The organism is Aminobacter sp. SR38, assembly GCF_014843375.1.
GTDB classification, from domain to species: domain Bacteria; phylum Pseudomonadota; class Alphaproteobacteria; order Rhizobiales; family Rhizobiaceae; genus Aminobacter; species Aminobacter ciceronei.
This window is the reverse complement of the sequence record NZ_CP062112.1, coordinates 3,647,929-3,668,860: the sequence shown is the minus strand read 5'-3', so window position 1 is coordinate 3,668,860 and position 20,932 is coordinate 3,647,929. Positions and strand designations below refer to the sequence as shown.

Below are 20,932 nucleotides of genomic sequence, written 5' to 3'. Positions count from 1 at the left end.
GAGGTCAGACACCGTCGAGAATGACGATGGTTGGCCGCGATGGCAGCGACCTCAGTGACACGGTGAGCGAACGGCTGTTGCGGAATTCGACGGCAAAACCATCACCCATCATGCCGGTGAACTCGCCAATCGGGGTGGAATGCCGATGCATCGGAAGGATCATCGACGAATAGAGCCTGGTCGTGATCTCGGTCATCGCATCGATCGACAAGGTCATGCCGCCGTCGATCGGCACCATGACGACGTCGAGCCGACCGATGGCGCCATAATGTGCGTCCTCGAGCCGGTGATGCAGATGGCCGAGATGGCCGATGCACAGGCCGGCGACCTCGAAGATGAAGATCGAATTGCCGTCGCGCTCCATCTCGCCAAAGCGCCTGATATCGGTCGGCACGTTGCGGACATAGACATCGTCGACGACCAGCGCATGCCTGGCCGGCCCGCCCTCGGGGTTCCAGCCGCGCAGGACATGGTCGATGGCCTGGTCCGGCATGTCGGTGTAGTGGGTGCGGTGTGCCTTGTTCATGGTGACGAGGCGCGGCAACGGACTCGAGCCGTAAATGCCGCTGTAGTCGGTGGCGATGCGGACGCCGCCAGGCGTCTCGATGACATAGGTCGAGTGGCCGGCATAGGTGATGGAGACGTCGCCATCGACGAACGTCTGGGCCTGATAGAAGCTGGCATAGGTGACGTCGGGCAGCGCCTGCGCGATTGCCATGCATTTGCTCGGCACCGGATCGTCCGCCGCCCATGTCGGGATCGACGCTAAAAGCAGGGTGGCAAGACAGGCGGCGAACAGGCGAAGGGGCATGGCGCTCTCGGGCGTTCGGGGCGAAACGCACTATCCCAGCAGCGGCGCGACGCACGGAGTCACGTTTTCGAGAGGGCCGGGAAGCCTTGAAGTCTGGACGTATTGAGCCGATTTATCTATAAGGCGGCCCATTCAAACACTGCCGAAGCGACAAACAGGGGTCCCATGGCCGGCCATTCACAGTTCAAGAACATCATGCACCGCAAGGGCCGCCAGGATGCGGTGCGGTCCAAGATGTTCTCCAAGCTTGCACGCGAAATCACCGTTGCAGCAAAGACCGGCGTGCCCGACCCCTCGATGAACCCGCGCCTTCGCCTTGCCGTCCAGAACGCCAAGGCGGTGTCGATGCCGAAGGACAACATTGCCCGCGCCATCTCCAAGGCCTCAATGGGCGACGCCGAGAACTACGAAGAAGTGCGCTACGAAGGTTATGGCCCGGGTGGCGTGGCCCTCATCGTCGAGGCGCTGACCGACAACCGCAACCGTTCGGCGTCCAACGTGCGCGCAGCCTTCACCAAGGCCGGCGGGGCACTGGGCGAAACAGGTTCGGTGTCGTTCATGTGGGACCGCGTCGGTGAAATCGTCTATCCGGCAGGCGCCGGCGACGCCGACAAGGTCATGGACGCGGCCATCGAAGCCGGTGCCGACGACGTGCAGTCGGATGAAGACGGCCACACCATCACCTGCGCTTTCGAAAACCTCAGCGAAGTGTCCAAGGCGCTCGAAAGCTCGCTCGGCGACGCCGAGTCGGTGAAGATCATCTGGAAGCCGCAGAACAACATCCCCGTCGACGAAGAACGCGCCCAGTCGCTGATGAAGCTGGTCGGCACGCTCGAAGACGACGACGACGTGCAGAACGTCTACGCCAACTTCGAGGTCGACGAGGCGACGATGGCCAAGCTCAGCGCGGCTTGATTTTTGACACGCCCCGGCAAACCCGGGGCGTTTTCGTTTGAGGCCTTTTCTCCAGCCTCCTTCGAGGCCCGCTCCGCGGGCACCTCAGGAAGAGGACCGCGGCGTCCGGCACGACTATGCGCTGCCCGTTGCCCGAACGTCGAAGAGTGGGCGGATGGCACGAACCTCCCTCATCCTGAGGTGCCGCGAAGCGGGGCTCGTAAGACGCACAACACAGCACCGGGTTGCGAATGACCGACTCCCTCCTGCCCCAGATCCGCATCACCTACTGCACCCAGTGCATGTGGCTGCTTCGTGCCGGCTGGATGGCGCAGGAGCTGTTGTCGACATTTGGCACCGAGCTTGGCGAGGTGACGCTGGTGCCGGGCACAGGCGGCGTGTTTACCATCACCTGCAATGACACGTTGGTGTGGGACCGTAAGCGCGATGGCGGCTTCCCCGATGCGGCCAAGCTGAAACAGCTGGTGCGCGACATCATCGACCCCGAGCGCGATCTCGGCCATTCCGACAGGAAGGGTCACAAGGCCAAGGACCAGGCCTGAGGGCATGCCCACGGCGAAAATCGCGCAAGAACACCGCGCCCTGAAACGGCGCCACAGATAAACTCGAATTGCTGAGCAAGCAGGGACATCGCGCCGCGGCATGGCGCGAACCTGGCGGCAGAGCGGAAAGCACCCATGACCACCAAACCACGCATCGCAGTTCTTTTCGGCGGACGCTCCTCCGAGCACGACGTCTCGCTCATGTCGGCAAGCAACGTCGTCAAGGCGATCGACGCGTCCAGATACGAGGTCGTGCCCATCGGCGTCGCCCGCGACGGCCGCTGGTTCCTGGCCCAACTCGACCGCGACGGCGCACTGCCCAAGGCCGTGCCCACCGGGGGCGCCGAGGTGGCGCTGGTGCCGGGCGGCAAAGGGCGGCTGATCGCCCTGCCAGCCGGCGAAGTGCCGTTCGAGCTGCCCAGGGTCGACGTGCTGTTTCCGGTGCTACATGGCCCGTTCGGCGAGGATGGCGCGGTCCAAGGTTTGGCCGAGGTGGCCGACATTCCTTATGTCGGCTCGGGCGTGCTCGGCTCGGCCAACGCAATGGACAAGGACGTCGCCAAACGGCTGATGAGAGAGGCCGGGGTGCCGGTGGCGCGTGGCGTGACCGTGCATTTCGGTGACCGTCCCACGTTCGACGCCATCAAGGCCGAGCTCGGACTGCCTGTTTTCGTCAAGCCGGCACGGCAAGGCTCATCCGTCGGCGTCAGCAAGGCCGAGACGGCGGAACAGCTGGACAAGGCGCTGGCCGAGGCCTTCAGATATGACCGCAAGGTGTTGATCGAGGAGTTCGTCGACGGCCGTGAGGTCGAATTCGCCGTGCTCGAGGCGCCCGATGGATCGCTCTCCGTCTCCGTGCCGGGCGAGATCGCACCAGCGGCGAGCCACGGCTTCTACACCTATGAGGCCAAGTACATCGATGCCGACGGCGCTGCCTTGCGCATCCCGGCGGACCTGCCCGATGCGGCCAAGGCCAGGCTGCAGGAGGTTGCCCGCAGCGCCTTCCTGGCTCTCGGCTGCGATAGCATGGCGCGCGTCGACTTCTTTGTGAAGGCGGACGGGTCGGCGCTGGTCAACGAGGTCAACACCATCCCCGGCTTCACCAACATAAGCATGTATCCGAAGACCATGGCAGCCTCCGGCGTGCCCTACCCCGATCTGGTCGGAAAGCTGATCGAACACGCCGTGGCGCGCTGGAAGCGCCAAGCCTGAGACTGAAAGGCCGGGTCAACCCCGGCCTTCTTGTTCATGCGGCACGGAAAGCCATGGCGAACGACGCCAGTGACACCACGCAGGCGACCGTACGGGCATGGTTCCACGGCAGCCACTCGTTGAGATAGCGCGCCCATATCGCGGCACCCTCGGCACTTGCCGGATCGACGGCGGCGAGCGCATCGTTGAGCGGCACGTTGAACACCATCGTCACCAGGAAGCATCCGACCAGGTAGGCGACGCTGCCGGCGAGCAGCCAGGCCGAGCCGGCCTCGGCCCAGCCGAAAATCGCCTTGGCGCCGAGGACCAGCGACAGCACCACGAGCCCCATGAACACAAGCATGAACAGCGGGTTGATGATGGTGACGTTGATCTGCTGCATGGCGGCGATGCCTTGCGCGACCGGCAGGCGCGCGAACGACGCCATGATGGTGTTGGAGAAGATGAAGAACAGGCCGGCGGCGATGCCGGTGCCGAGCATGGCGGCGAAGACGAGTGCGGTGAAAACGGGCGCGATCATTGTGCTTCTGCCCAGATGCCGGCTGCGGTGGCATCGTTGGCATAGTCTGTGAAGTCGCGCGCGGCGCGGCCGAGCGCGCGGCTGACGTCGTCCACAACATGCTCATTGCGGCCATCGAGAACCTCGGTGAACAGCATCATCAGGAGTTCGACGAAGTCCCTTGGCAGTTGCGCTGCGGCGAGGCCGGCCTTGAAGTCTGCGGCGCCGATCTCGACGAAGCGGATGTCGCGGCCGGCGACCGTGGCGATTTCTGCGATGGCCTCGGCGAAGGTCAGCAGCCGCGGACCGGTAAGTTCATAGAGCTGACCGATGTGGCGGTTGTCCGTGAAGGCTGCGACCGCGACGTCGGCGATGTCGTCGGCATCGATGAAGGGCTCTCCGACAGCCCCCACCGGCAAGGCCACCTCTCCCGCCATCACGGCGTCGAGCACAAAACCCTCGCTGAAATTCTGCATGAACCAGCTGCAGCGCAGCACAGTCCAGTCGGCGCCAGACTGCCTGACCCTTTCCTCGGCGCGCTGTGCCTCGGGTTCGCCGCGGCCGGACAGAAGCACCAGGCGCTTCACGCCCAAACCGACGGCGAGGTCGGCGAAGGCGCCGATGACTTCGGCCGCACCGGGCGCTGCAAGGTCGGGATAATAGGAGATGTAGACGGCGCCGACACCCTCGAGCGCGGGGGCCCAGCTCGCGCGGTTCTCCCAGTCGAAGGACGGGCGGGCAGCACGCGAGCCGATACGGACGGGCAGGCCTTGCGCTGCAGGCTGGTCGGCGATGCGGCGTCCGGTCTTGCCTGTGCCGCCAAGGATGAGAATGGGCTTCATGTCATGCTGGAATGCGGTCATTTTGGCCTCCTTTGCTAATGTGAGCAATACTCACATTTGCAAATGTGATAAACCCTCATATTATGCAGGTCAAGCGGAATCATTGCGGGCGAGAAACCATGGAAACGACCGAAGACAGCTCGGGTCAGGCGCTGCGGCGCGCGCCGAGCCAGAAACGCAGCCAGGAGCGCGTCGAGCGCATGCTGCAGGCGGCGAGCGGGCTGATTGCGGAGGCCGGCAGCGACGCCATGCGCATGGGCGAGGTTGCCGAGCGCGCCGGCGTATCGATCGGCTCGCTTTACCAGTACTTCCCCGACAAGGGCGCGATCATCCGCACGCTGGCCGAGCGCTACAACGCCGAAGGCCGCGCCTGCATTTCAGGCGGGCTCGCCGGGGTGAACGACATGAAGGGACTGATCGAGGCCTTTGGCGACCTGATCGACGTCTATTACGGCATCTTCCTGGCCGAACCGGTGATGCGCGACATCTGGTCAGGGACCCAGGCCGACAAGGCGCTGCGCGACATCGACCTGCGCGACTCCAGGGCCAATGGCGCACTGCTGGCCGAGGCCTGGCACCGCGTTGCTACAGGCGCCGAGGCGGCCCAGATCGAGCGCAAGGCGTTTCTCATCATGTCGCTCGGCGAGGCGACGATGCGGCTGGCGATCTCCGTCGAGCGGGTGGAGGGCGATGCCTTGGTGGCCGACTACAAGAGAATGGCGCTACGAGAGATCGCGGCGTCCTGACCTTCGGGCGAGGACAAACCGAAGGCTAAGTGCCTAAACTGCGCCGAATTGCGTTTGGAGCATCCCGGCCCGCTCATCCTCATCACAGGGCGCAAGGCGCGCCAGTGATAGCTGCTTGCGGTGCAAGGCAACGACTGCCAAGGCGCAGGATACGATCCTTGGCTCTGACGCGGTCCCCAAGTCGCGCAAGGCCAGCTCAAAGAGACGTTGCCATGCCTCGGCATAGGCGCGGTCCAGCCATTCGGGGATCAGAGGGTTTCGCAGAAAGACCAGCCGCGCCTCTTCTATCGTTGCAGCCAGACCGTAGAGTGCCCAGTGGGCGGGCTGGTGTCGGGCGGAAAGTCTGACGAGCTCGGGAACAGCTGCATAGGACGCCTCGCCGATATCGCCCTGATGGTGCAGTTCGTTCAGGAGCTCGTTCCAGGCCGCGCTGTCATTGTAGTGCTCGGCAATATACCGAGTGCCCGCCGGGGATCATAGGTGACCTTGTATCCACCCGTCAGGCCAGTCCACCGTTCATCACTCAAGTCCCGCATGGCTCTGTCTCACGAAACGGGACGTGCGATGATTAGCTCGGTCGGCGACAACAAAAAACCCGCCATGAAGGCGGGTCCTTGTATTCTTGGAAGCGGGTCGGCTTAGATGCCGAGGCCTTCGTAGCGCTTCTTGAACTTCGACAGACGGCCGCCGCGGTCGAGCAGGTTGTGCTGGCCGCCGGTCCAGGCCGGGTGCGTGGTCGGGTCGATATCGAGGTTCATCGTATCGCCTTCCTTGCCCCAGGTGGAGCGGGTCAGGTATTCGGTGCCATTGGTCATGACGACCTTGATGGTGTGGTAGTCGGGATGGATATCGGCTTTCATCGCTCTGTTCCTGCTGTCGCGGCGCGGCTTGCGCAGGTATCCTGCGGCGATGCGCCTCTTTCGAAAATTCGAAGCCACGGCTAGATAGGCCACAGCTTCAGAAACGGTCGGCGTGCCTATACATCAGCCGATTTCGAATCACAAGGCCGGCAGCCTCCAAATGGGCCAAGGCCGAGAGGGAAATAGCATGGCGAGCACGATAACGGCCGCGAATGAACAGCGCCGGCGTTCGCTGCGTCCGCTGAGCCGGCTTTCGCCCTACCTCTACCGCTATCCCAGGCTGGTCATCGGCGCCATCATTTCGCTTGTCGCCGCCGCCGTCACCACGCTGACCCTGCCGATCGCCGTGCGCCGGATGATCGACCACGGCTTCTCCTCCGCCGATTCGAGCTTCATTGCCAAATATTTCGCCATGCTGGTGGCGATCGCTGCACTGCTCGCGCTGGCCTCTGCCTGCCGCTACTATTTCGTCATCACGCTCGGCGAGCGTGTCGTCTCCGACATCCGCCGCGACGTCTTTTCGCATGTCACTTCGCTCTCGCCAGCCTTCTTCGACACGGCGATGTCCGGCGAGATCGTGTCGCGGCTGGCCGCCGACACGACCCAGATCAAGTCGGCCGTCGGCGCCACCGCCTCCGTCGCCCTGCGCAACATCATCCTCGGCCTGGGCGCGCTCGCCATGATGGTGGTGACGAGCCCGAAACTGTCGGGCCTTGTCATCGCCGCGATCCCGTTGATCGTGCTGCCTTTGGTCGCCTTCGGTCGCTCGGTGCGGCGCAAGTCGCGGCTGGCGCAGGACACGCTTGCCAACGCCACGGCCTTTGCCAGCGAACAGATCGGCGCCATCCGCACGCTGCAGGCCTTCACCAACGAAAAGCTGGTGACGGGCCGATTCGCTGCCGCCGTCGAGACCGCCTTCAACGCCGCCCGCGCCTCGGTGCTGGCCCGCGCCGTGCTGACCTTTTTTGCCATCTTCACCATCTTCGCCTCGGTCGTCGCCGTGTTGTGGTTCGGTTCGCGCGACGTGCTTGAGGGCACGCTGTCACCCGGCACGCTCGGCCAGTTCCTGCTTTATTCGGTGTTCGCCGCGGGCGCGCTCGGGGCGCTGTCGGAAGTGTGGGGCGAACTCAGTTCGGCCGCAGGTGCTGCCGAACGCATCACCGAGATCCTCGCCGAAAAGCCCACCGTCGCGACACCGGCAGCCCCCGTCGCCCTGCCAGCAAGGAGCAGCGGCGCGATCGAATTCCGCGACGTCACCTTCTCCTATCCGGTCAGGCCCGACCGCGCCGCCGTGCGCGGCCTGAGCTTCACCGTGAAACCGGGCGAGACTGTCGCCATCGTCGGCCCGTCGGGAGCCGGCAAGAGCACGGTGTTTTCGCTTCTGCTGCGCTTCTACGATCCCGAAGCCGGCGCTGTGCTGATCGACGGGGTCGACCTCCAGAAGGCCGACCCGCAGGCCGTGCGCGACCGCATTGCCATCGTGCCGCAGGACGTGACGGTCTTTGCCAGCACGGCAGGCGAGAACATCGGCTTCGGCCGGCCCGGTGCTTCGCAGGCCGACATCGTCAAGGCAGCCGAGGCCGCGCTCGCCGTCGAGTTCATCGAGAAGCTGCAGGACGGCTATGACACCGAAGTCGGCGAACGCGGCGTCACGCTCTCCGGCGGTCAGCGCCAGCGCATCGCCATTGCCCGCGCCATCCTGCGCGACGCGCCTATCCTGTTGCTCGACGAGGCGACATCGGCGCTCGACGCCGACAGCGAGCGGCAGGTCCAGACGGCGCTCGAGCACCTGATGCAGGGGCGCACCACTATCGTCATCGCACACCGGCTGGCAACCGTGCTGAAGGCCGACCGCATCCTGGTCATGGATGGCGGCCGCATTGTCGAGGAAGGCACCCATGCCAGCCTCGTCGCCAAGGGTGGCATCTATGCCCGCCTCGCCAAGCTGCAATTCGACACCGGCGCCAGCGCCTTCCAGGGCGCCGCGGAATAACGCCTCACAGGAAGGTCGCGATCTCCGACAGCGGACGCTTCTCCGTGGCATGCACGGGGATGGTGGCGCCCTCCTTGGGATAGCCGACGACCATCAGGATGTAAGGCTTGTCGTGCGGGTCGCGGCCGCAGATCTGGTTGAGGAAGCTCATTGGGTTCGGCGTGTGTGTCAGCGTCGCCAGGCCAGCGCGGTGCAGCGCGGCGATCAGGAAGCCGGTGGCGATGCTGACCGATTCGGGCACGTAATAGTTCTTGCGCGAGACACCGTCGGCCGAGCGGCTCTTGCGCTCGCCGAAGATGCAGATCAACCAGGGCGCCTCTTCCAGGAAGGGCTTGGAGGCATCGGTACCGAGCGGCGCCAGCGCCTTCAGCCACTCCTCGCCGGCGCGGCCCTCGTAGAAAGCACGCTCCTCGATCTCGGCCGCTTCGCGAATCTGGCGCTTGATGTCGGCGTCGCCGATGACGGCGAAATGCCAGGGCTGGTGATTGGCGCCATTGGGGGCGGTACCGGCTGCCATGATGCAGGTTTCGATGATGTCGCGCGGCACCGGCCGCGAGGAAAAATCGCGCACGGTGTGGCGCGTGCGGATCTCGTCATAGAACGACTTTGCGCCGGCGCGCATCTCCTCGACCGGCTTTTCCTTGTAGTCGGGCAGCGGCAGCGTGCGGTAGGTGTGTGCGGTTGAGACGGTCATGGTTGCTCCCCAGGATTGTCGATTGCGGCGACAATCTCGAATGCCATTGCCCGCGTCAACGGGGATTGGCGACGCCTGGAGCGGCGTCGCCTTGTTCCACGACTAGAATTTGACGCCGAGGCTTGCCTTGACGCCGTGATCGCGGGCGCCGTTGGCGAGCTGGCCGTTGTAGCTGAGGGCCAGATTGGCCTTGGGCGAGACGGCGAAGTCGAGACCGGCTTCGATCAACAGTGCATCGCGGGCGATCGGCGCGCCATGGACGGTGAAGCTGTCGCCGCCGCCTGCGAAGGCGACTGTCGAGGCAGGCGTGACGTCGCCGAAGGCATGGCGCCAGCCGAGGCCGCCCCGCACCGTCGCCTTGGCGTGACCAAGGTTGAAGTCGCTTGCGGCGCGCAGGCCGAGCGTGGTCGTGGTGCTGTCGAAGCTCTTGTCGGTGCTGGTCAGCGCCGCCGCGCCGCCGGTTTCAGTGAAGCCGTCGGTCGAGGTCGAGACATAGGCAAGACCGGCGAAAGGCTCGAAGGCGACGCGGCCCATCTCGACCTTGTAGCCCGTTTCGACGAAGGCCTGCGCCGTGCCGGCATCGTAGTTGGCCTTGAGCGTTTCGGTGAGACCGGGGAACGAGACAGTACGGCTCGTGTCGATCGCGTGCCTGGTGTAGGACGCCCCAGCGCGCAGCGCGACGGCGCCGAAGTGACGGCCGCCATAGACACCGACATGGAAGTTGTCGCTGTCGCCCGAGGCGGCGCCGCCATCCTTGTCGAAGCTGGTGCGGCTGTAACCGCCGAGCAGGCCGAGACGCCAGCCGTCGCCGACGATGGTGTCGCCGCCGGCGACGAGGCCGCCGCTCGCGTGCTTGAAACCGCCCGAATTGCCGTCGCCGTCGAACGACCCCCAATTGCCCAGCGCCTGGCCCCAGACGACGAAGCGGTCGGTATCGGCGGCGACAAGTTCGAGACCGCCCTCGCCATAGCCCATGACGGGCAGGTCGGGTGCCGCGACATCGCCGAAGGCCGAGCGCACGCGGTCGTTGGCGAACTCGCCGAGGAACTGGCTCGTCTGCGTCGTGCCGCCGCTGACCGAAGCATGCACGTCACCGGCAAGCTGATCGAGCGCGTCGCGTGCCTCGTCCTCGTCCGTCGACATCAGCAAGGCCGAGCGCACCGGATTGCCACTCGGCAGATTGTCGACGGCACCCGCGACGGCCGACTGGTTCGGCGACTGGGCGACCTCCTCGACCGACAGGTCGTTGCGGCTGAGCGCCAGCGTTACGTCATTGCCGTCGCCACCGGTGTAGCTGATGAGATGATTGAGGAAGAGCAGGTTGTTGAGGTTACCGACCGAGGCGAAGGTTCCGGTGACGGCGTCACCGCCATCATTGGCGATGATCGTGAACGGCCCGTTGAGCGGATCCCAGCCTCCGGCCGCGCTCGGGTCGTTGGGTGTCAGTACCAGATTGAGCGTCGCACCCGATATGTCGACCGTACCGTTGACCGTCAGCTTGTCGGCTGTCGTCGGCGTCGCCTCGATCTCGAGGATGCCGTGATTGACGTAGTCGCCGTTGACGGTCTGGGTATGGACGAGGCCCGTTGTAGCCGGGTTCGCCTTGTCGCCCACAGCATGCGCTGCACCTGATGCGATTGTCACGTTGCCGACAACCGTGCCGCTGCCGCCGAACCGAGCGCCGGAGTCAACGGAGACTGGCCCAGCCAGCGTACCAATGCCCTTGTAACCGACATTCAGCATGCCGGCGTTGACAAAGGTTTCGCCGGCGAATGCGGAACTGTCGCCCCTTAATGTGATGGTGCCCGATCCCTGCTTGAAGAACTGACCCGCGCCGGCAAGCTTAACGTTCTGCGGCAGGTAGCCCAGGCCATTGGACATGTTGGAAATCAGCTTGCTGCCAGCGTCGATGGTGATCTTGCCATTGGTCCCACCCAGCCAACCGCTCGCCCCGCCGTCACCGAACTGGAGTGTACCGCCGTTAGAGATCAGCACGGTGGCCGTGCCGCTGCCGCTATTGCCAGCTCCGGTAAGGGTCAACTTGCCACCGCCAATATGCTGGAACGAGCCTGCGCTATTGATCTGGCCGGCAACAACGAGGTCGTCGGAGCGATTGAAGACCAGCGTACCGTGATTGTTGACCGCGCCGGCAAGAGAACCTGACGTGCCACCAGATCCCAGCTGCAACGTTGCGCCGCTGGAGATGGCCGTGCTTCCGGTAAAGATGTTGTTGCCGGTGAAAATCTGTGTCCCGCCATCGATGCTGATGCCAGCGCTGCCATCGATCACGCCGGAAAAGGTGCCGCTGGCCGCTGTGATGTTGAGAATCTTGTCAGCGAGCTTGACCAGACCGCTGCCAGTCAACGCCTTGATGCTGACGCCGCCACCCTTGTTCGAGATGTCGAACGTACCGTCGACCGTCAATCCGCTGGAGGCGCTGATGCTGCTGCTGCTGCCAACCATCTGGAGTGTCGTACCGGAGCCGATCGTGGTGGCGCCTGTATAGGTGTTGACCCAATCGCTGAGTTTCAGCGTACCGCCGCCGACAATGTCGAGCCCGGCTGACCCTTTGATGACCATGCCGATCTCGGCGGAAACTCCAGGACCCACATTTATCGTCGCCGAGCCGATTGCCGGCGCCAAGGTAAGCGAGTCGGAAGCAGTAGCCGTAAGCCTGTAGCCGCTGGCCGTGAAACGAAGTGTATCGAAATTCTGGTGCCCCTGGACGTTTACCCCTCCACCAGTGCCGCCGAACACCGCTGTGCCACCAACCCATTGCTGGTTTGTTGTGCCGGTGGCGTCGGTCCAGTTGGTGCTGCCAGCAACCCATGTGCCGGAACCTCCATTGACGGCACCATTGGCAACGATGTCGGCACCATCCCAATACTGGTCTGCAAGGACCGGCGACGCAGCGCCGAGCACAACCGCCACGGCCGCGAGCGTCGCCAGCGCCGTGCCGGACCGCAAGGCGGCGAGACGGGCGATTGGTCGGTTCGAGGGTTGGCTGGAAGAGGTCCTGTTGGCTTGAGCCGATTCCAAATGAGTCCGCGCAGCAGAGCTGCGGTCAAAAGAAGGCATGATATCCCCACCACTTATATGCACGCCCAAACCGGGCAAAGGCATTGTGCGGAGACCCCAATCTCCACCCAAAACTCAACAATAGATTTTGCTTAGAACAGCCAAGCTTATTCAGCAACAGAGAATATTAGGTATGAAGCACTAAACTTGCTTCAACTCGTACAACCGCCAACTCCACTCACGGACGTTTCGAGAAGACTCGCGCATGCAAGTGAAATGCGCCAGCAAATGCCAAATGGGGCAGCAGGCATTTGCGACTGTTCTACTCCCTCGATATACACCACGCCTCAAATGCCCTCGAATGAACAGATGAGAAGGTCATCAGTGATGTCCTGACCACCCAGGGACCACCGATCGGCCCAGGCAGGCTGGAGCGAACCGCACAGGGCAAAAAGTGGCACACCCGAAAGAGCGCGCGTTCTGGAAAAAATGGCAGGCACTGCTTGCTCCCCACCTGCCGTCGGGAGGGGAGCTTATCCCTCAGGCAGGCCCCTAAATGATGAGCCACACCTAAGCGACAACACCGTGGTTGGGAAGGTTTCGTCCCGCGCCATTTTTGGGTCTAATTCCGGAAACCGGCATTTGACAGATTAGGGCCACGCGGCTCCAGCGGGCACCATGGCTCAAAACTTCACCGCCAAGCTGGCCCTGGCCCCGTGGTCACGCGTACTGTTGCCGATCTGGCCGACATAGGCCGTGGCAAGACGCATGCGCAGCTTCTCAGCTATCGGGCGCGAGGCCGCAGTCGATACCGCAACGCCCCCCGCCTGCGCCAAGCCGCCGAAGAGGAGGAAAGCCTGCTGCCGGGGGATATTTTGGCCGCGGCGCAGACGATCATCGACCAGCGCCACATGGATGCGGAGTCGTCGCTGGGGTGCGTTGCCGCCCGCGGTGGACGCTCGCGTTCCGAACTTTATCGCGCATTTTCGGGACAGGCCGAGTCCGTCGCGCCTGCCATCTGGACGGCGCGGCTCGAACGATCGCGGCGCATGCTGACGCTGAGCCCGGCGCTCGACCTCAGCGTCGCCCAGATCGCTTCCAGCTGTGGCTTCCTCGATCCCTCCAACTTCAACCGCATGTTCCGCACCCGCTACGGCATGACGCGGCGCGAGATGCGCGAGCTGGACCGCGACAGGTCCGAAAACGGCTAGCGCGCCGCGTGCCGACCGGCGCTGCGACCCGAGAAGATACAGCCGCCGAGGAAGGTGCCTTCAAGCGCGTTGTAGCCGTGATAGCCACCGCCGCCGAAGCCGGCGACCTCGCCGGCAGCATAGAGGCCGGGAATAGGCTCGCCATTGGCACCGAGCACCTGACCATTCAGATTGGTGTGCAGCCCGCCCAGCGTCTTGCGGGTGAGCACATTGAGGCGGACGGCGATCAGCGGGCCGTTGGCGGGATCGAGGATCTTGTGCGGCTTTGCCGTCCGCACCAGCCGGTCGCCGAGATAACGCCTGGCGCCATGGATGGCGGTGACCTGGGCGTCCTTGGAGTAGGGATTGTCGATCTCGCGGTCGCGCGCTGCGATCTGCGCATGCAACCGATCATGGTCGATGAGATCGTTACCGGCAAGCGTGTTCATGCCGGCCACAAGATCACGGAGATTGTCGCGGACGACAAAATCCTCGCCGTGCTTCTTGAACGCTTCGACCGCCGGCGGCGCGCCCTTGGCGCGGCGGCTCTTCAACACCTCGACCCAGCGCTTGGAGGTCAGGTCCGGGTTCTGCTCCGAGCCCGACAACGCGAACTCCTTCTTGATGATCTTCTGGGTCAGCACAAACCAGGAGTATTCCTGGCCGGCGGACAGGATGCGCCGGAGTGTGCCGAGCGTGTCGAAGCCAGGCAGGAACGGCGCTTCCAGCCGCTCGCCCAGCGCGTCGAACCACAGCGACGACGGCCCCGGCAGAATGCGGATGCCGTGGTTGGGCCAGATCGGGTCCCAGTTGGTCACACCTTCGGTGTAGTGCCACATGCGGTCACGGTTGATGACAGTGCCGCCGGCGGCTTCCGTGATCGCGACCATGCGGCCATCGACATGGTGCGGCACGCCGGCGACCATCTTCTTGGGCGCCGGCCCGAGCCTGTCGGTCGGCCAAGCCGTTCGAACGAGGTCGTGATTGCCGCCGATGCCGCCCGAGGTAACGATGACGGCGTCGGCATGGAATTCGAAATCGCCTGTCACCTTGCGGCCGGATTGCTGGCCACGCTCGACGGTAGACGACTCCAGGATTTCGCCGGCGACACCGGACATTGCACCATTGGTCTTGATCAGCCGGCTGGCCTGATGACGGAATTTCAGCGCGATCCGGCCCGCCGCAGCATGATCGCGGACACGACGGACAAACGGTTCGAGCACGCCCGGGCCGGTGCCCCAGGTGACATGGAAACGCGGCACCGAATTGCCGTGGCCATGCGCCAGCGCGCCGCCACGCTCGGCCCAACCAACGACGGGAAACGAGCGCATGCCCTGGGCATGCAGCCACGGCCGCATCTCGCCGGCAGAGAAATCGATGAAGGCTTCGGCCACCTTGCGCGGCCAATGATCTTCTGGCCGGTCGAATTGCGCCGATCCCATCCAGTCCTGCAAGGCGAGCTCGCGGCTGTCCTTGATGCGCATGCGGCGCTGTTCGGGACTGTCGACGAAGAACAGCCCGCCGAGCGACCAGAACGCCTGGCCGCCGAGCGAGTTCTCGCTCTCCTGCTCGAGCATGATGACCCGCTTGCCGGCATCGGCCAGCTCTGCCGCGGCAACGAGGCCGGCAAGTCCGCCGCCGACAACGATCGCATCCGCACGGTCCGCCAACTGCCCCTCCCAAGACGTTCGTTGGTCAAGTGTCCGACAGGAGCGACGTTGCAATCAAGGAGAAACTGGGATGACTCAATTACCTAGCGGAAGCAAGGAGCTGCCCCTCATCCGCCTGCCGGCACCTTCTCCCCGTGAAGACGGGGAGAAGGTAGGGTGGGGGGCAGATGTCCGCATCGAACCGGTGGGAGGTCAGGCCCCGTAGCGCTTCTTCAGGTGAGCCGTGAAATGCGCCGCATTGAGCCTTTCGCCGGTGGCGCGTTCGAGCAGGTCGGGGGTCGACCAGCGCGAGGCCTGCGACCAGATCTTGTCGCGACGCCAGGCGTTGACCGTTTCGAAATGACCGCGCGCGATCTCGTCGTCGACCGAAGGATGTTCCCTGCTCAGCGCTGCCCACTGCTGCGCCGCCATCATCGCGCCCAGCGTGTAGGAGGGGAAGTAGCCGAAGGCAGCACTCGGCCAGTGCACGTCCTGCATCGGACCGTCGGCCGGATTGTCGATGGTCGACAGGCCGAGATAGTCGCGCATCCTGGCGTCCCAGGCCTCGGGCAGGTCGGCGACCGCAAGACGACCCGAAATCAACTCCTGCTCGAGCTCGTAACGCAGGATGACGTGCAGCGGATAGGTGACCTCGTCGGCGTCGACGCGGATCAGGCCGCGCTCGACATGGTGCACATGCGGCAGGATCTCCTCCATCGACCAGCGCTCGCCGAGATGCTGCTCGACCAGCGGCAGGGCCCATTGCCAGAAGGCCGGGTTGCGGCCGAGCTGCTTTTCGACAAACAGGCTCTGGCTCTCGTGCACTGCCATGCCGCGCGCCTTGCCGAGCGGCCAGTGCGACCAGGCTTCCGGCAAATTCTGTTCGTAGAGCGCATGGCCGGTCTCATGCAGCACGCCCATCAGCGCCGACAGGAAGTCGGAAGTCTTGTAGCGCGTGGTGATGCGCACGTCGGACGGCACGCCACCGCAGAACGGGTGGTGCGACACAGACAGGCTGCCGCGGGTCAGGTCGAAGCCGACGGCGCCCATCATCGCCAGGCCAAGCTCGCGCTGGCGCTCGATGGCATAGACGCCCGACAGCGGCCGCTTCGGGCTTTTGGCCAGGCGCTCCTGCTGCACAGCCAGCGCCTCGGGCACGAAGTCTTTCAGGAACGCCTTGAGGTCGGTGAAAACGGGCGTGATGTCGGCAACGCGGTTGCCGGGGTCGTATTGCTCCAACAGCGCATCATATGGATCGAGGCCGAGCGCTTCTGACCGCAGCGCCGCCTCCTCGCGCGCAATGGCGACGATGCCTTCAAGCGCCGGCTGGAAGCCGGCCCAGTCGTTCTTGGCCCTGAGGTCGCGCCACAGCTGTTCGCAACGCAGGCGGGCGGCGGTCTGGCGCTCGACGAATTCCGTCGGCAGGCAGGTCATGTTGGTGTACTGGCGGCGGAACTCACCCACGGCGAGGCGCTGATCGTCATTGAGCGCCTCGGTCTCGGCGGCAGCGATCCAGTCTGATATTTCGGGCGCGGTTGCCTGGCGGTGATGCATGCCGGCGAGCGCGGACAGCGCCTCGGCGCGCTTGGCGCCGCCGCCAACCGCCATATGGGTGGCTTCGTCGGCGCCGAGGATGGCGAGCGCGTGTTCGAGCGCTTCGAGCTTGCGGCCGAGTTCGTCTAATCTTGCGAAGGACATGGCATTTCCTCTGTCTCAAAGTCGCGGCGAGAGGATACCAATCCGTGCGCCTTCGCAAGACCGTTCGGCTGGTCCACCACTTGCCGGAACGGCAGCCGGCATGCTCAATTTGTGCAACTGAGGTCGAAGGGGGCGACTATGGTCGCAAACATACTGGTCGGGCTCGTCGCCCTGATCCATCTCTACATCGTCTATCTCGAAATGGTGCTGTGGGACACGCCGCGCGGCCACAAGGCGTTCGGCCTCAAGCCGGACTTCGCCACGGCGTCGAAAGTGCTGGCGGCCAACCAAGGGCTCTACAACGGCTTCCTCGTCGCCGGCCTGATCTGGGGCCTGTGGCTCGGCGAAGCGGGCTTCCAGGTCAAGGTCTTCTTCCTGCTCTGCGTCGCCGTCGCCGGGCTCTACGGTGCGGCGACCGTCAGCCGCAAGATCCTCTACATCCAGACCGTGCCGGCAGCATTGGCACTGGCGGCACTCTGGCTCGGCTGGTAGCTCAAAACCCAGTCACCCCCGGGGAGCGATCCGGGGGGACTGGGTACTCGCTTCTCCTAGCGGAGAGCGGCGTCGTGGTCGAGCTGCAGGCCGAGATCGTTGACCTCCGCCATCAGCTGGTCGTAGGCGCCAGCAGGAATGTTGCCGCCGTCACGGGCCGAATCACGGACAGCGGTCCTGCGGATCCTCGCCTCTTCGCCGCGCAGACTGCGAAGCTCGGCCGGGGTGATCAGCCTTGCCTTGCTGTCACTCATGATGCGGGCATCGTCAGCCTGGAGATCCTCAAGGATGGCGCGCAACTGGCCGCCGGTCGCATAGCCGTCGGACAGTGCCGGCGCGTCCGGCTTATCGCCGCCGCTGGGGCTGTTCTGGAACGAAAACTCGCGTATCGTTCCGTGATGCTCCTTGGCGAAAGCCGTCGCCAGGGGCGTTGAAGCAAGGATTGCGGCAAGAGCCGCCTTGAATGCCATAGAGCGCATTTTTGCAACTTGCGGACCCGCGGGACGCGACAGGACGCCCCGTCAATAGCAGGCCGTCTGGAACCGTCGCGTCACGGTGGGAGGTCATCGCCGGCGGTTCCCGGACTGCCTGCGAAAACTAGGCGCGTCACCGCCAGAAACCTAGTTAAGAAAAGATAATCTTGGCCGCCACATTCGGCCTCGGCCTGCCGCAACTCCGCCCCCGATGGGGCGGGCCTGTTCACACACGAAATCTTGAGAACGGCCTCACCTGAGTCCGGTGCTGCGGGCTAGCGCTCGGTCAGCTTTAGCTCGATGCGGCGGTTCCTGGAGCGCGCCTCGTCGGTGCCGCTTTCGTCGAGCGGCTGGAATTCGCCAAAGCCGGCGGCGACGAGGCGATTGGCCGGAACGCCGTTCTCGATCAGGAACTTGACCACCGCGGTCGAGCGCGCCGAGGAAAGCTCCCAATTGTCGCGATAGCGTCCGGTGCCTGACAACGGAATGTTGTCGGTGTGACCGTCGACGCGCAGCACCCAGTTAATTTCAGGCGGAATTTCCTTCTGCAGCTCGATGATGGCGTCGGCGAGCTTCTTCATCTCGCCACGGCCGGCCTCGTTGATCTGTTCTGATCCGGTCGGGAACAGCACTTCCGACTGGAACACGAAACGGTCGCCGACGATGCGGATGTTCTCGCGGTCGGACAGGATCTCGCGCAGGCGGCCGAAGAAGTCGGAGCGGTAGCGGTTGAGCTCCTGCACACGCTGGGCCAGGGCCACGTTCAGCCGGCGGCCGAGGTCGGCAATCTTGGTGTTGGATTCCTTGTCGCGCGCCTCGGACGCGTTGAGCGCCTCTTCGAGGGCGCCGATCTGGCGGCGCAGCGCCGAAATCTGCTGGTTGAGCAGCTCGACCTGGCTCAGCGCGCGCTGGCTGACCTGGCGTTCGCTCTCCAGTTCGCCCGACAGCGTGCCGATACGGGCATTGGCCTCGGCGCCGGCGCCGGCGCCCTGGGACAGCAGCTGTTCAAGGCGGCTCTTTTCGCTTTCGGCCGCATTGAGCGAGGCCTGCAGATTGGCGAGCGCATCTTCGGCGTCCTGCGAGCTGGATTTTTCGAGCGCCAGAAGCTGGGTCAGCTCGTTGATCTGCGAGTTGAGCCTGGTCAGTACCTCGTCCTTGCCGGAGATTTCGCGGCTGAGCAGGAACTGCGCCAGCACGAAGACCGAGAGCAGGAACATGATGGCCAGAAGCAGCGTCGACAAAGCGTCGACAAAGCCCGGCCAATAGTCGATGCGGCGGTCGCCGCGCCGCCCGCGCGCCAATGCCACCTTAGTGCACCCCTTCCTTCTTCAGGGCGTCAGCGATCTTTTCGAGCGTGTTGCGCATCGCCTTCTGTTCATCCGACTGCGCCTCGACCCAGTCGCGCATGATTTGCTGTTCGCTGCGCATGTTCTTGACCAGGCCGGAGATGCCATCGGCGAGATTGGCCATGGCGGCGGCGACACGCGGGTTCGAGCCGCCTTGCTCCTGCATGTTGCGCAGGCGCTCGCTGAGCACGCGGAGTTCGTCGGCCGAACCGTTCTTGGCGTCGGCGACGACCATGTCGGAGGACAGATCGGTGACCGACGACAGCCAGTTTTCCAATTCGGTGTAGAAACGCGTCTGGGCACGTCCGGCCTGGAGGTCGAGGAAGCCGAGCACCAGCGAGCCGGACAGACCGAACAGCGACGACGAGAACGCCGTGCCCATGCCTTGCAGCGGTGCCGCGAGGCCGGCCTTCAGTGCTTCGAGCACAGCCGAGGCATCACCCGAACCGGGATCAAGCGACTGGATGGTCTCGCCGATCGAGCCGATGGTGCCGAGCAGGCCCCAGAAGGTGCCGAGCAGGCCGAGGAAGACGAGCAGGCCGACGAGGTAGCGCGAGACGTCGCGGCTTTCGTCGAGGCGCGTCGCGATGGAATCGAGCATCGTGCGCATCGAGCTGGTCGAGAATGCCATTGATGCGGAACGCCCGAGCATCGCCTTCATCGGCGCCAGCAGCACCGGTTCGGTGGCTTCGGAGCCGGCGCGGAAGGAATTGACCCAGCGCACCTCGCGGAACAGCCGGCCGACCTGGACGAAGGCCAGCCCGATGCCGACGACGAGCACGCCGAGGATCAGACCGTTGAGGCCGGGATTTGTGCCGAAAGCGCTGGAGATCTGCCGCGTCAGAATCGCGGCGATGAAGGCGACGATTGCCAGGAAGATGATCATCGTCAGCAGGAACACCTGCGGAGAGGACAGGCGGTGCGGGTCGTAGCTCAGCACATCGGAGCCTTTACCCACCCCGAGAGATTTCAACAATGCCATCGGCGCCCCGGTTCCGGTTTCCTGCGATCGGAGCCCCGCCTATCCATACGGATGCGCCCGGGCTGCTCCATCGCCGTAAAGTCTATGCACCGAGCTTTTCATGAGTTTCGGCGCGTTACGTTAGTGGACTACGACTGTAAGCGGAAATGTGACGAAAATGAAAGACGCTTGCGCGCGCTGAGCTGGGACCGGCCGTCGGTCAAAGCCGCGCCACGACCAGAAGGTCCATCATTGCGGCCAGATGCAGGCCAGCGCCGGTGACAACGAAGCCATGCCAGACCGCGCTCTGGAAGCGCAGCCGCTGCCACGCGTAGAAGAAGACGCCGCAGGAATAGACCATACCGCCGGCAAACAGCAGCCACAACGTCGCCGCCGGCAAGGTGGCGATCAGCGGCTGCAGGATGACGATGCCGCTCCAGCCCATGGCGAGGTAGAAGGCGATCGCCAGCCGGTCGAGCCGGCCGGGCAAGAACAGCTTGATGACCATGCCGGCTGCCGCCGCCGACCAGACGATGCCGGCCATCCAGCCTGCCGTGACGCGATCGTCGAGCTGGACAAGGAACGGCGTGTAGGTGGCGGCGATCAGAAGGTAGATGCCAGCATGGTCGAAGCGGCGCAGCACCCACTTGGCCGGCGATACCGGCCACAGATTGTAGGCACATGACACCGACAGCACGGTGAGCAGTGCGACGACGAAGACGATCGCGGCGAGATATTCGCCCGTGGCCGTAAAGAATGCGGAGACGGAGAGCAGCACAGCACCGGCGGCGACGGCGAGCACGATGCCGATCGCATGGACCACGCCATCGGCGATCAGCTCGGCGCGCGAATGACTGTAGCGCCCGACGAAGGGCACAGCTGTGTCAGGCTTGCGCTGCGTGTCCGACATGGTCCGTCCCTGCGCCCTTCATGGTGCATGACCTCGAAAATCGGTACCGATTTCGGAAAGGATCATGCACCGCTCAAACGT

Annotated in this window: 19 protein-coding genes; 7 read left to right on the top strand and 12 right to left on the bottom strand. The window is 64.4% G+C overall.

Annotation, left to right across the window (positions count from 1 at the left end; genetic code table 11):
* Nucleotides 1-4: 4 nt before the first annotated feature.
* On the bottom strand, nucleotides 5-811 hold the full coding sequence (locus IG197_RS17895; RefSeq protein ID WP_192313849.1) for an MBL fold metallo-hydrolase: 807 nt from the start codon (nucleotides 809-811) through the stop codon (nucleotides 5-7).
* Nucleotides 812-976: 165 nt separating this feature from the next.
* Here IG197_RS17895 and IG197_RS17890 point away from each other — a divergent pair, with 165 nt between their 5' ends.
* The 3 genes from IG197_RS17890 to IG197_RS17880 all read left to right on the top strand — a co-directional run bounded on the left by IG197_RS17890 (nucleotide 977) and on the right by IG197_RS17880 (nucleotide 3,480).
* Entirely contained in the window at nucleotides 977-1,726 is a 750-nt protein-coding gene (locus IG197_RS17890) for a YebC/PmpR family DNA-binding transcriptional regulator (RefSeq protein WP_192313846.1), read from the top strand.
* Nucleotides 1,727-1,956: 230 nt separating this feature from the next.
* On the top strand, nucleotides 1,957-2,268 hold the full coding sequence (locus IG197_RS17885) for a SelT/SelW/SelH family protein (RefSeq protein WP_067956897.1): 312 nt from the start codon (nucleotides 1,957-1,959) through the stop codon (nucleotides 2,266-2,268).
* A 135-nt stretch (nucleotides 2,269-2,403) separates the two neighbouring features.
* Entirely contained in the window at nucleotides 2,404-3,480 is a 1,077-nt protein-coding gene (locus tag IG197_RS17880; RefSeq protein WP_192313843.1) for a D-alanine--D-alanine ligase family protein, read from the top strand.
* 34 nt (nucleotides 3,481-3,514) lie between these two features.
* On the opposite strand, the gene IG197_RS17875 is transcribed toward IG197_RS17880, so the two are convergent.
* Both IG197_RS17875 and IG197_RS17870 read right to left on the bottom strand, forming a co-directional pair.
* Nucleotides 3,515-4,000: a DUF1772 domain-containing protein gene (locus tag IG197_RS17875; RefSeq protein ID WP_192313840.1), complete on the bottom strand. Its 486-nt coding sequence runs from the start codon at nucleotides 3,998-4,000 to the stop codon at nucleotides 3,515-3,517.
* Entirely contained in the window at nucleotides 3,997-4,842 is an 846-nt protein-coding gene (locus IG197_RS17870; RefSeq protein WP_192313838.1) for an NAD(P)H-binding protein, read from the bottom strand. The genes IG197_RS17875 and IG197_RS17870 overlap by 4 nt, the downstream gene beginning before the upstream one ends.
* A 98-nt stretch (nucleotides 4,843-4,940) precedes the next feature.
* Here IG197_RS17870 and IG197_RS17865 point away from each other — a divergent pair, with 98 nt between their 5' ends.
* Nucleotides 4,941-5,567, top strand: coding sequence for a TetR/AcrR family transcriptional regulator (locus IG197_RS17865; RefSeq protein WP_192313835.1), 627 nt, complete (start codon nucleotides 4,941-4,943; stop codon nucleotides 5,565-5,567).
* Nucleotides 5,568-6,205: 638 nt separating this feature from the next.
* On the opposite strand, the gene rpmE is transcribed toward IG197_RS17865, so the two are convergent.
* The gene (gene rpmE / locus IG197_RS17860) at nucleotides 6,206-6,427 is read right to left on the bottom strand and encodes a 50S ribosomal protein L31 (RefSeq protein ID WP_067956883.1); all 222 of its coding nucleotides are present in this window, start codon (nucleotides 6,425-6,427) and stop codon (nucleotides 6,206-6,208) included.
* 187 nt (nucleotides 6,428-6,614) lie between these two features.
* Between rpmE and IG197_RS17855 the strand changes: the two genes are divergently transcribed.
* The gene (locus tag IG197_RS17855) at nucleotides 6,615-8,420 is read left to right on the top strand and encodes an ABC transporter transmembrane domain-containing protein (RefSeq protein ID WP_192313832.1); all 1,806 of its coding nucleotides are present in this window, start codon (nucleotides 6,615-6,617) and stop codon (nucleotides 8,418-8,420) included.
* 4 nt (nucleotides 8,421-8,424) lie between these two features.
* Here IG197_RS17855 and IG197_RS17850 read toward each other — a convergent pair whose 3' ends face one another.
* Nucleotides 8,425-9,114 (bottom strand): nitroreductase family protein, encoded by a 690-nt coding sequence (locus tag IG197_RS17850; RefSeq protein ID WP_182574293.1) that lies wholly within the window; start codon nucleotides 9,112-9,114, stop codon nucleotides 8,425-8,427.
* A 102-nt stretch (nucleotides 9,115-9,216) separates the two neighbouring features.
* Complete coding sequence (locus IG197_RS17845; protein WP_246765185.1) at nucleotides 9,217-12,153, bottom strand: autotransporter domain-containing protein; 2,937 nt, start codon at nucleotides 12,151-12,153, stop codon at nucleotides 9,217-9,219.
* 695 nt (nucleotides 12,154-12,848) lie between these two features.
* On the opposite strand from IG197_RS17845, the gene IG197_RS17840 reads away from it, so the two are divergent.
* A complete protein-coding gene (locus IG197_RS17840; protein ID WP_192313829.1) occupies nucleotides 12,849-13,343 on the top strand; it encodes a helix-turn-helix domain-containing protein in 495 nt (164 codons plus the stop codon).
* On the opposite strand, the gene IG197_RS17835 is transcribed toward IG197_RS17840, so the two are convergent.
* Together IG197_RS17835 and IG197_RS17830 are read right to left on the bottom strand one after the other, a co-directional pair.
* A complete protein-coding gene (locus IG197_RS17835) occupies nucleotides 13,340-14,992 on the bottom strand; it encodes an FAD-binding dehydrogenase (RefSeq protein ID WP_192313827.1) in 1,653 nt (550 codons plus the stop codon). The two genes, IG197_RS17840 and IG197_RS17835, sit on opposite strands and share 4 nt — an antisense overlap.
* A gap of 192 nt (nucleotides 14,993-15,184) precedes the next feature.
* On the bottom strand, nucleotides 15,185-16,669 hold the full coding sequence (locus IG197_RS17830; RefSeq protein WP_192313824.1) for a carboxypeptidase M32: 1,485 nt from the start codon (nucleotides 16,667-16,669) through the stop codon (nucleotides 15,185-15,187).
* Nucleotides 16,670-16,807: 138 nt separating this feature from the next.
* Here IG197_RS17830 and IG197_RS17825 point away from each other — a divergent pair, with 138 nt between their 5' ends.
* Complete coding sequence (locus IG197_RS17825; RefSeq protein ID WP_192313821.1) at nucleotides 16,808-17,161, top strand: DUF1304 domain-containing protein; 354 nt, start codon at nucleotides 16,808-16,810, stop codon at nucleotides 17,159-17,161.
* 56 nt (nucleotides 17,162-17,217) lie between these two features.
* On the opposite strand, the gene IG197_RS17820 is transcribed toward IG197_RS17825, so the two are convergent.
* The 4 genes from IG197_RS17820 to IG197_RS17805 form a co-directional block, all read right to left on the bottom strand.
* The gene (locus IG197_RS17820; protein WP_210346871.1) at nucleotides 17,218-17,631 is read right to left on the bottom strand and encodes a hypothetical protein; all 414 of its coding nucleotides are present in this window, start codon (nucleotides 17,629-17,631) and stop codon (nucleotides 17,218-17,220) included.
* Between the two features lie 278 nt (nucleotides 17,632-17,909).
* Nucleotides 17,910-18,941 carry a peptidoglycan -binding protein gene (locus tag IG197_RS17815; RefSeq protein ID WP_192313816.1) on the bottom strand — a complete coding sequence of 344 codons (1,032 nt, stop codon included), beginning with the start codon at nucleotides 18,939-18,941 and terminating at the stop codon, nucleotides 17,910-17,912.
* A 1-nt stretch (nucleotide 18,942) separates the two neighbouring features.
* Complete coding sequence (locus tag IG197_RS17810) at nucleotides 18,943-19,962, bottom strand: MotA/TolQ/ExbB proton channel family protein (protein WP_067956851.1); 1,020 nt, start codon at nucleotides 19,960-19,962, stop codon at nucleotides 18,943-18,945.
* 199 nt (nucleotides 19,963-20,161) lie between these two features.
* Nucleotides 20,162-20,851, bottom strand: a complete 690-nt coding sequence (locus tag IG197_RS17805) for a hemolysin III family protein (RefSeq protein ID WP_192313814.1) — start codon at nucleotides 20,849-20,851, stop codon at nucleotides 20,162-20,164.
* Nucleotides 20,852-20,932 lie beyond the last annotated feature (81 nt).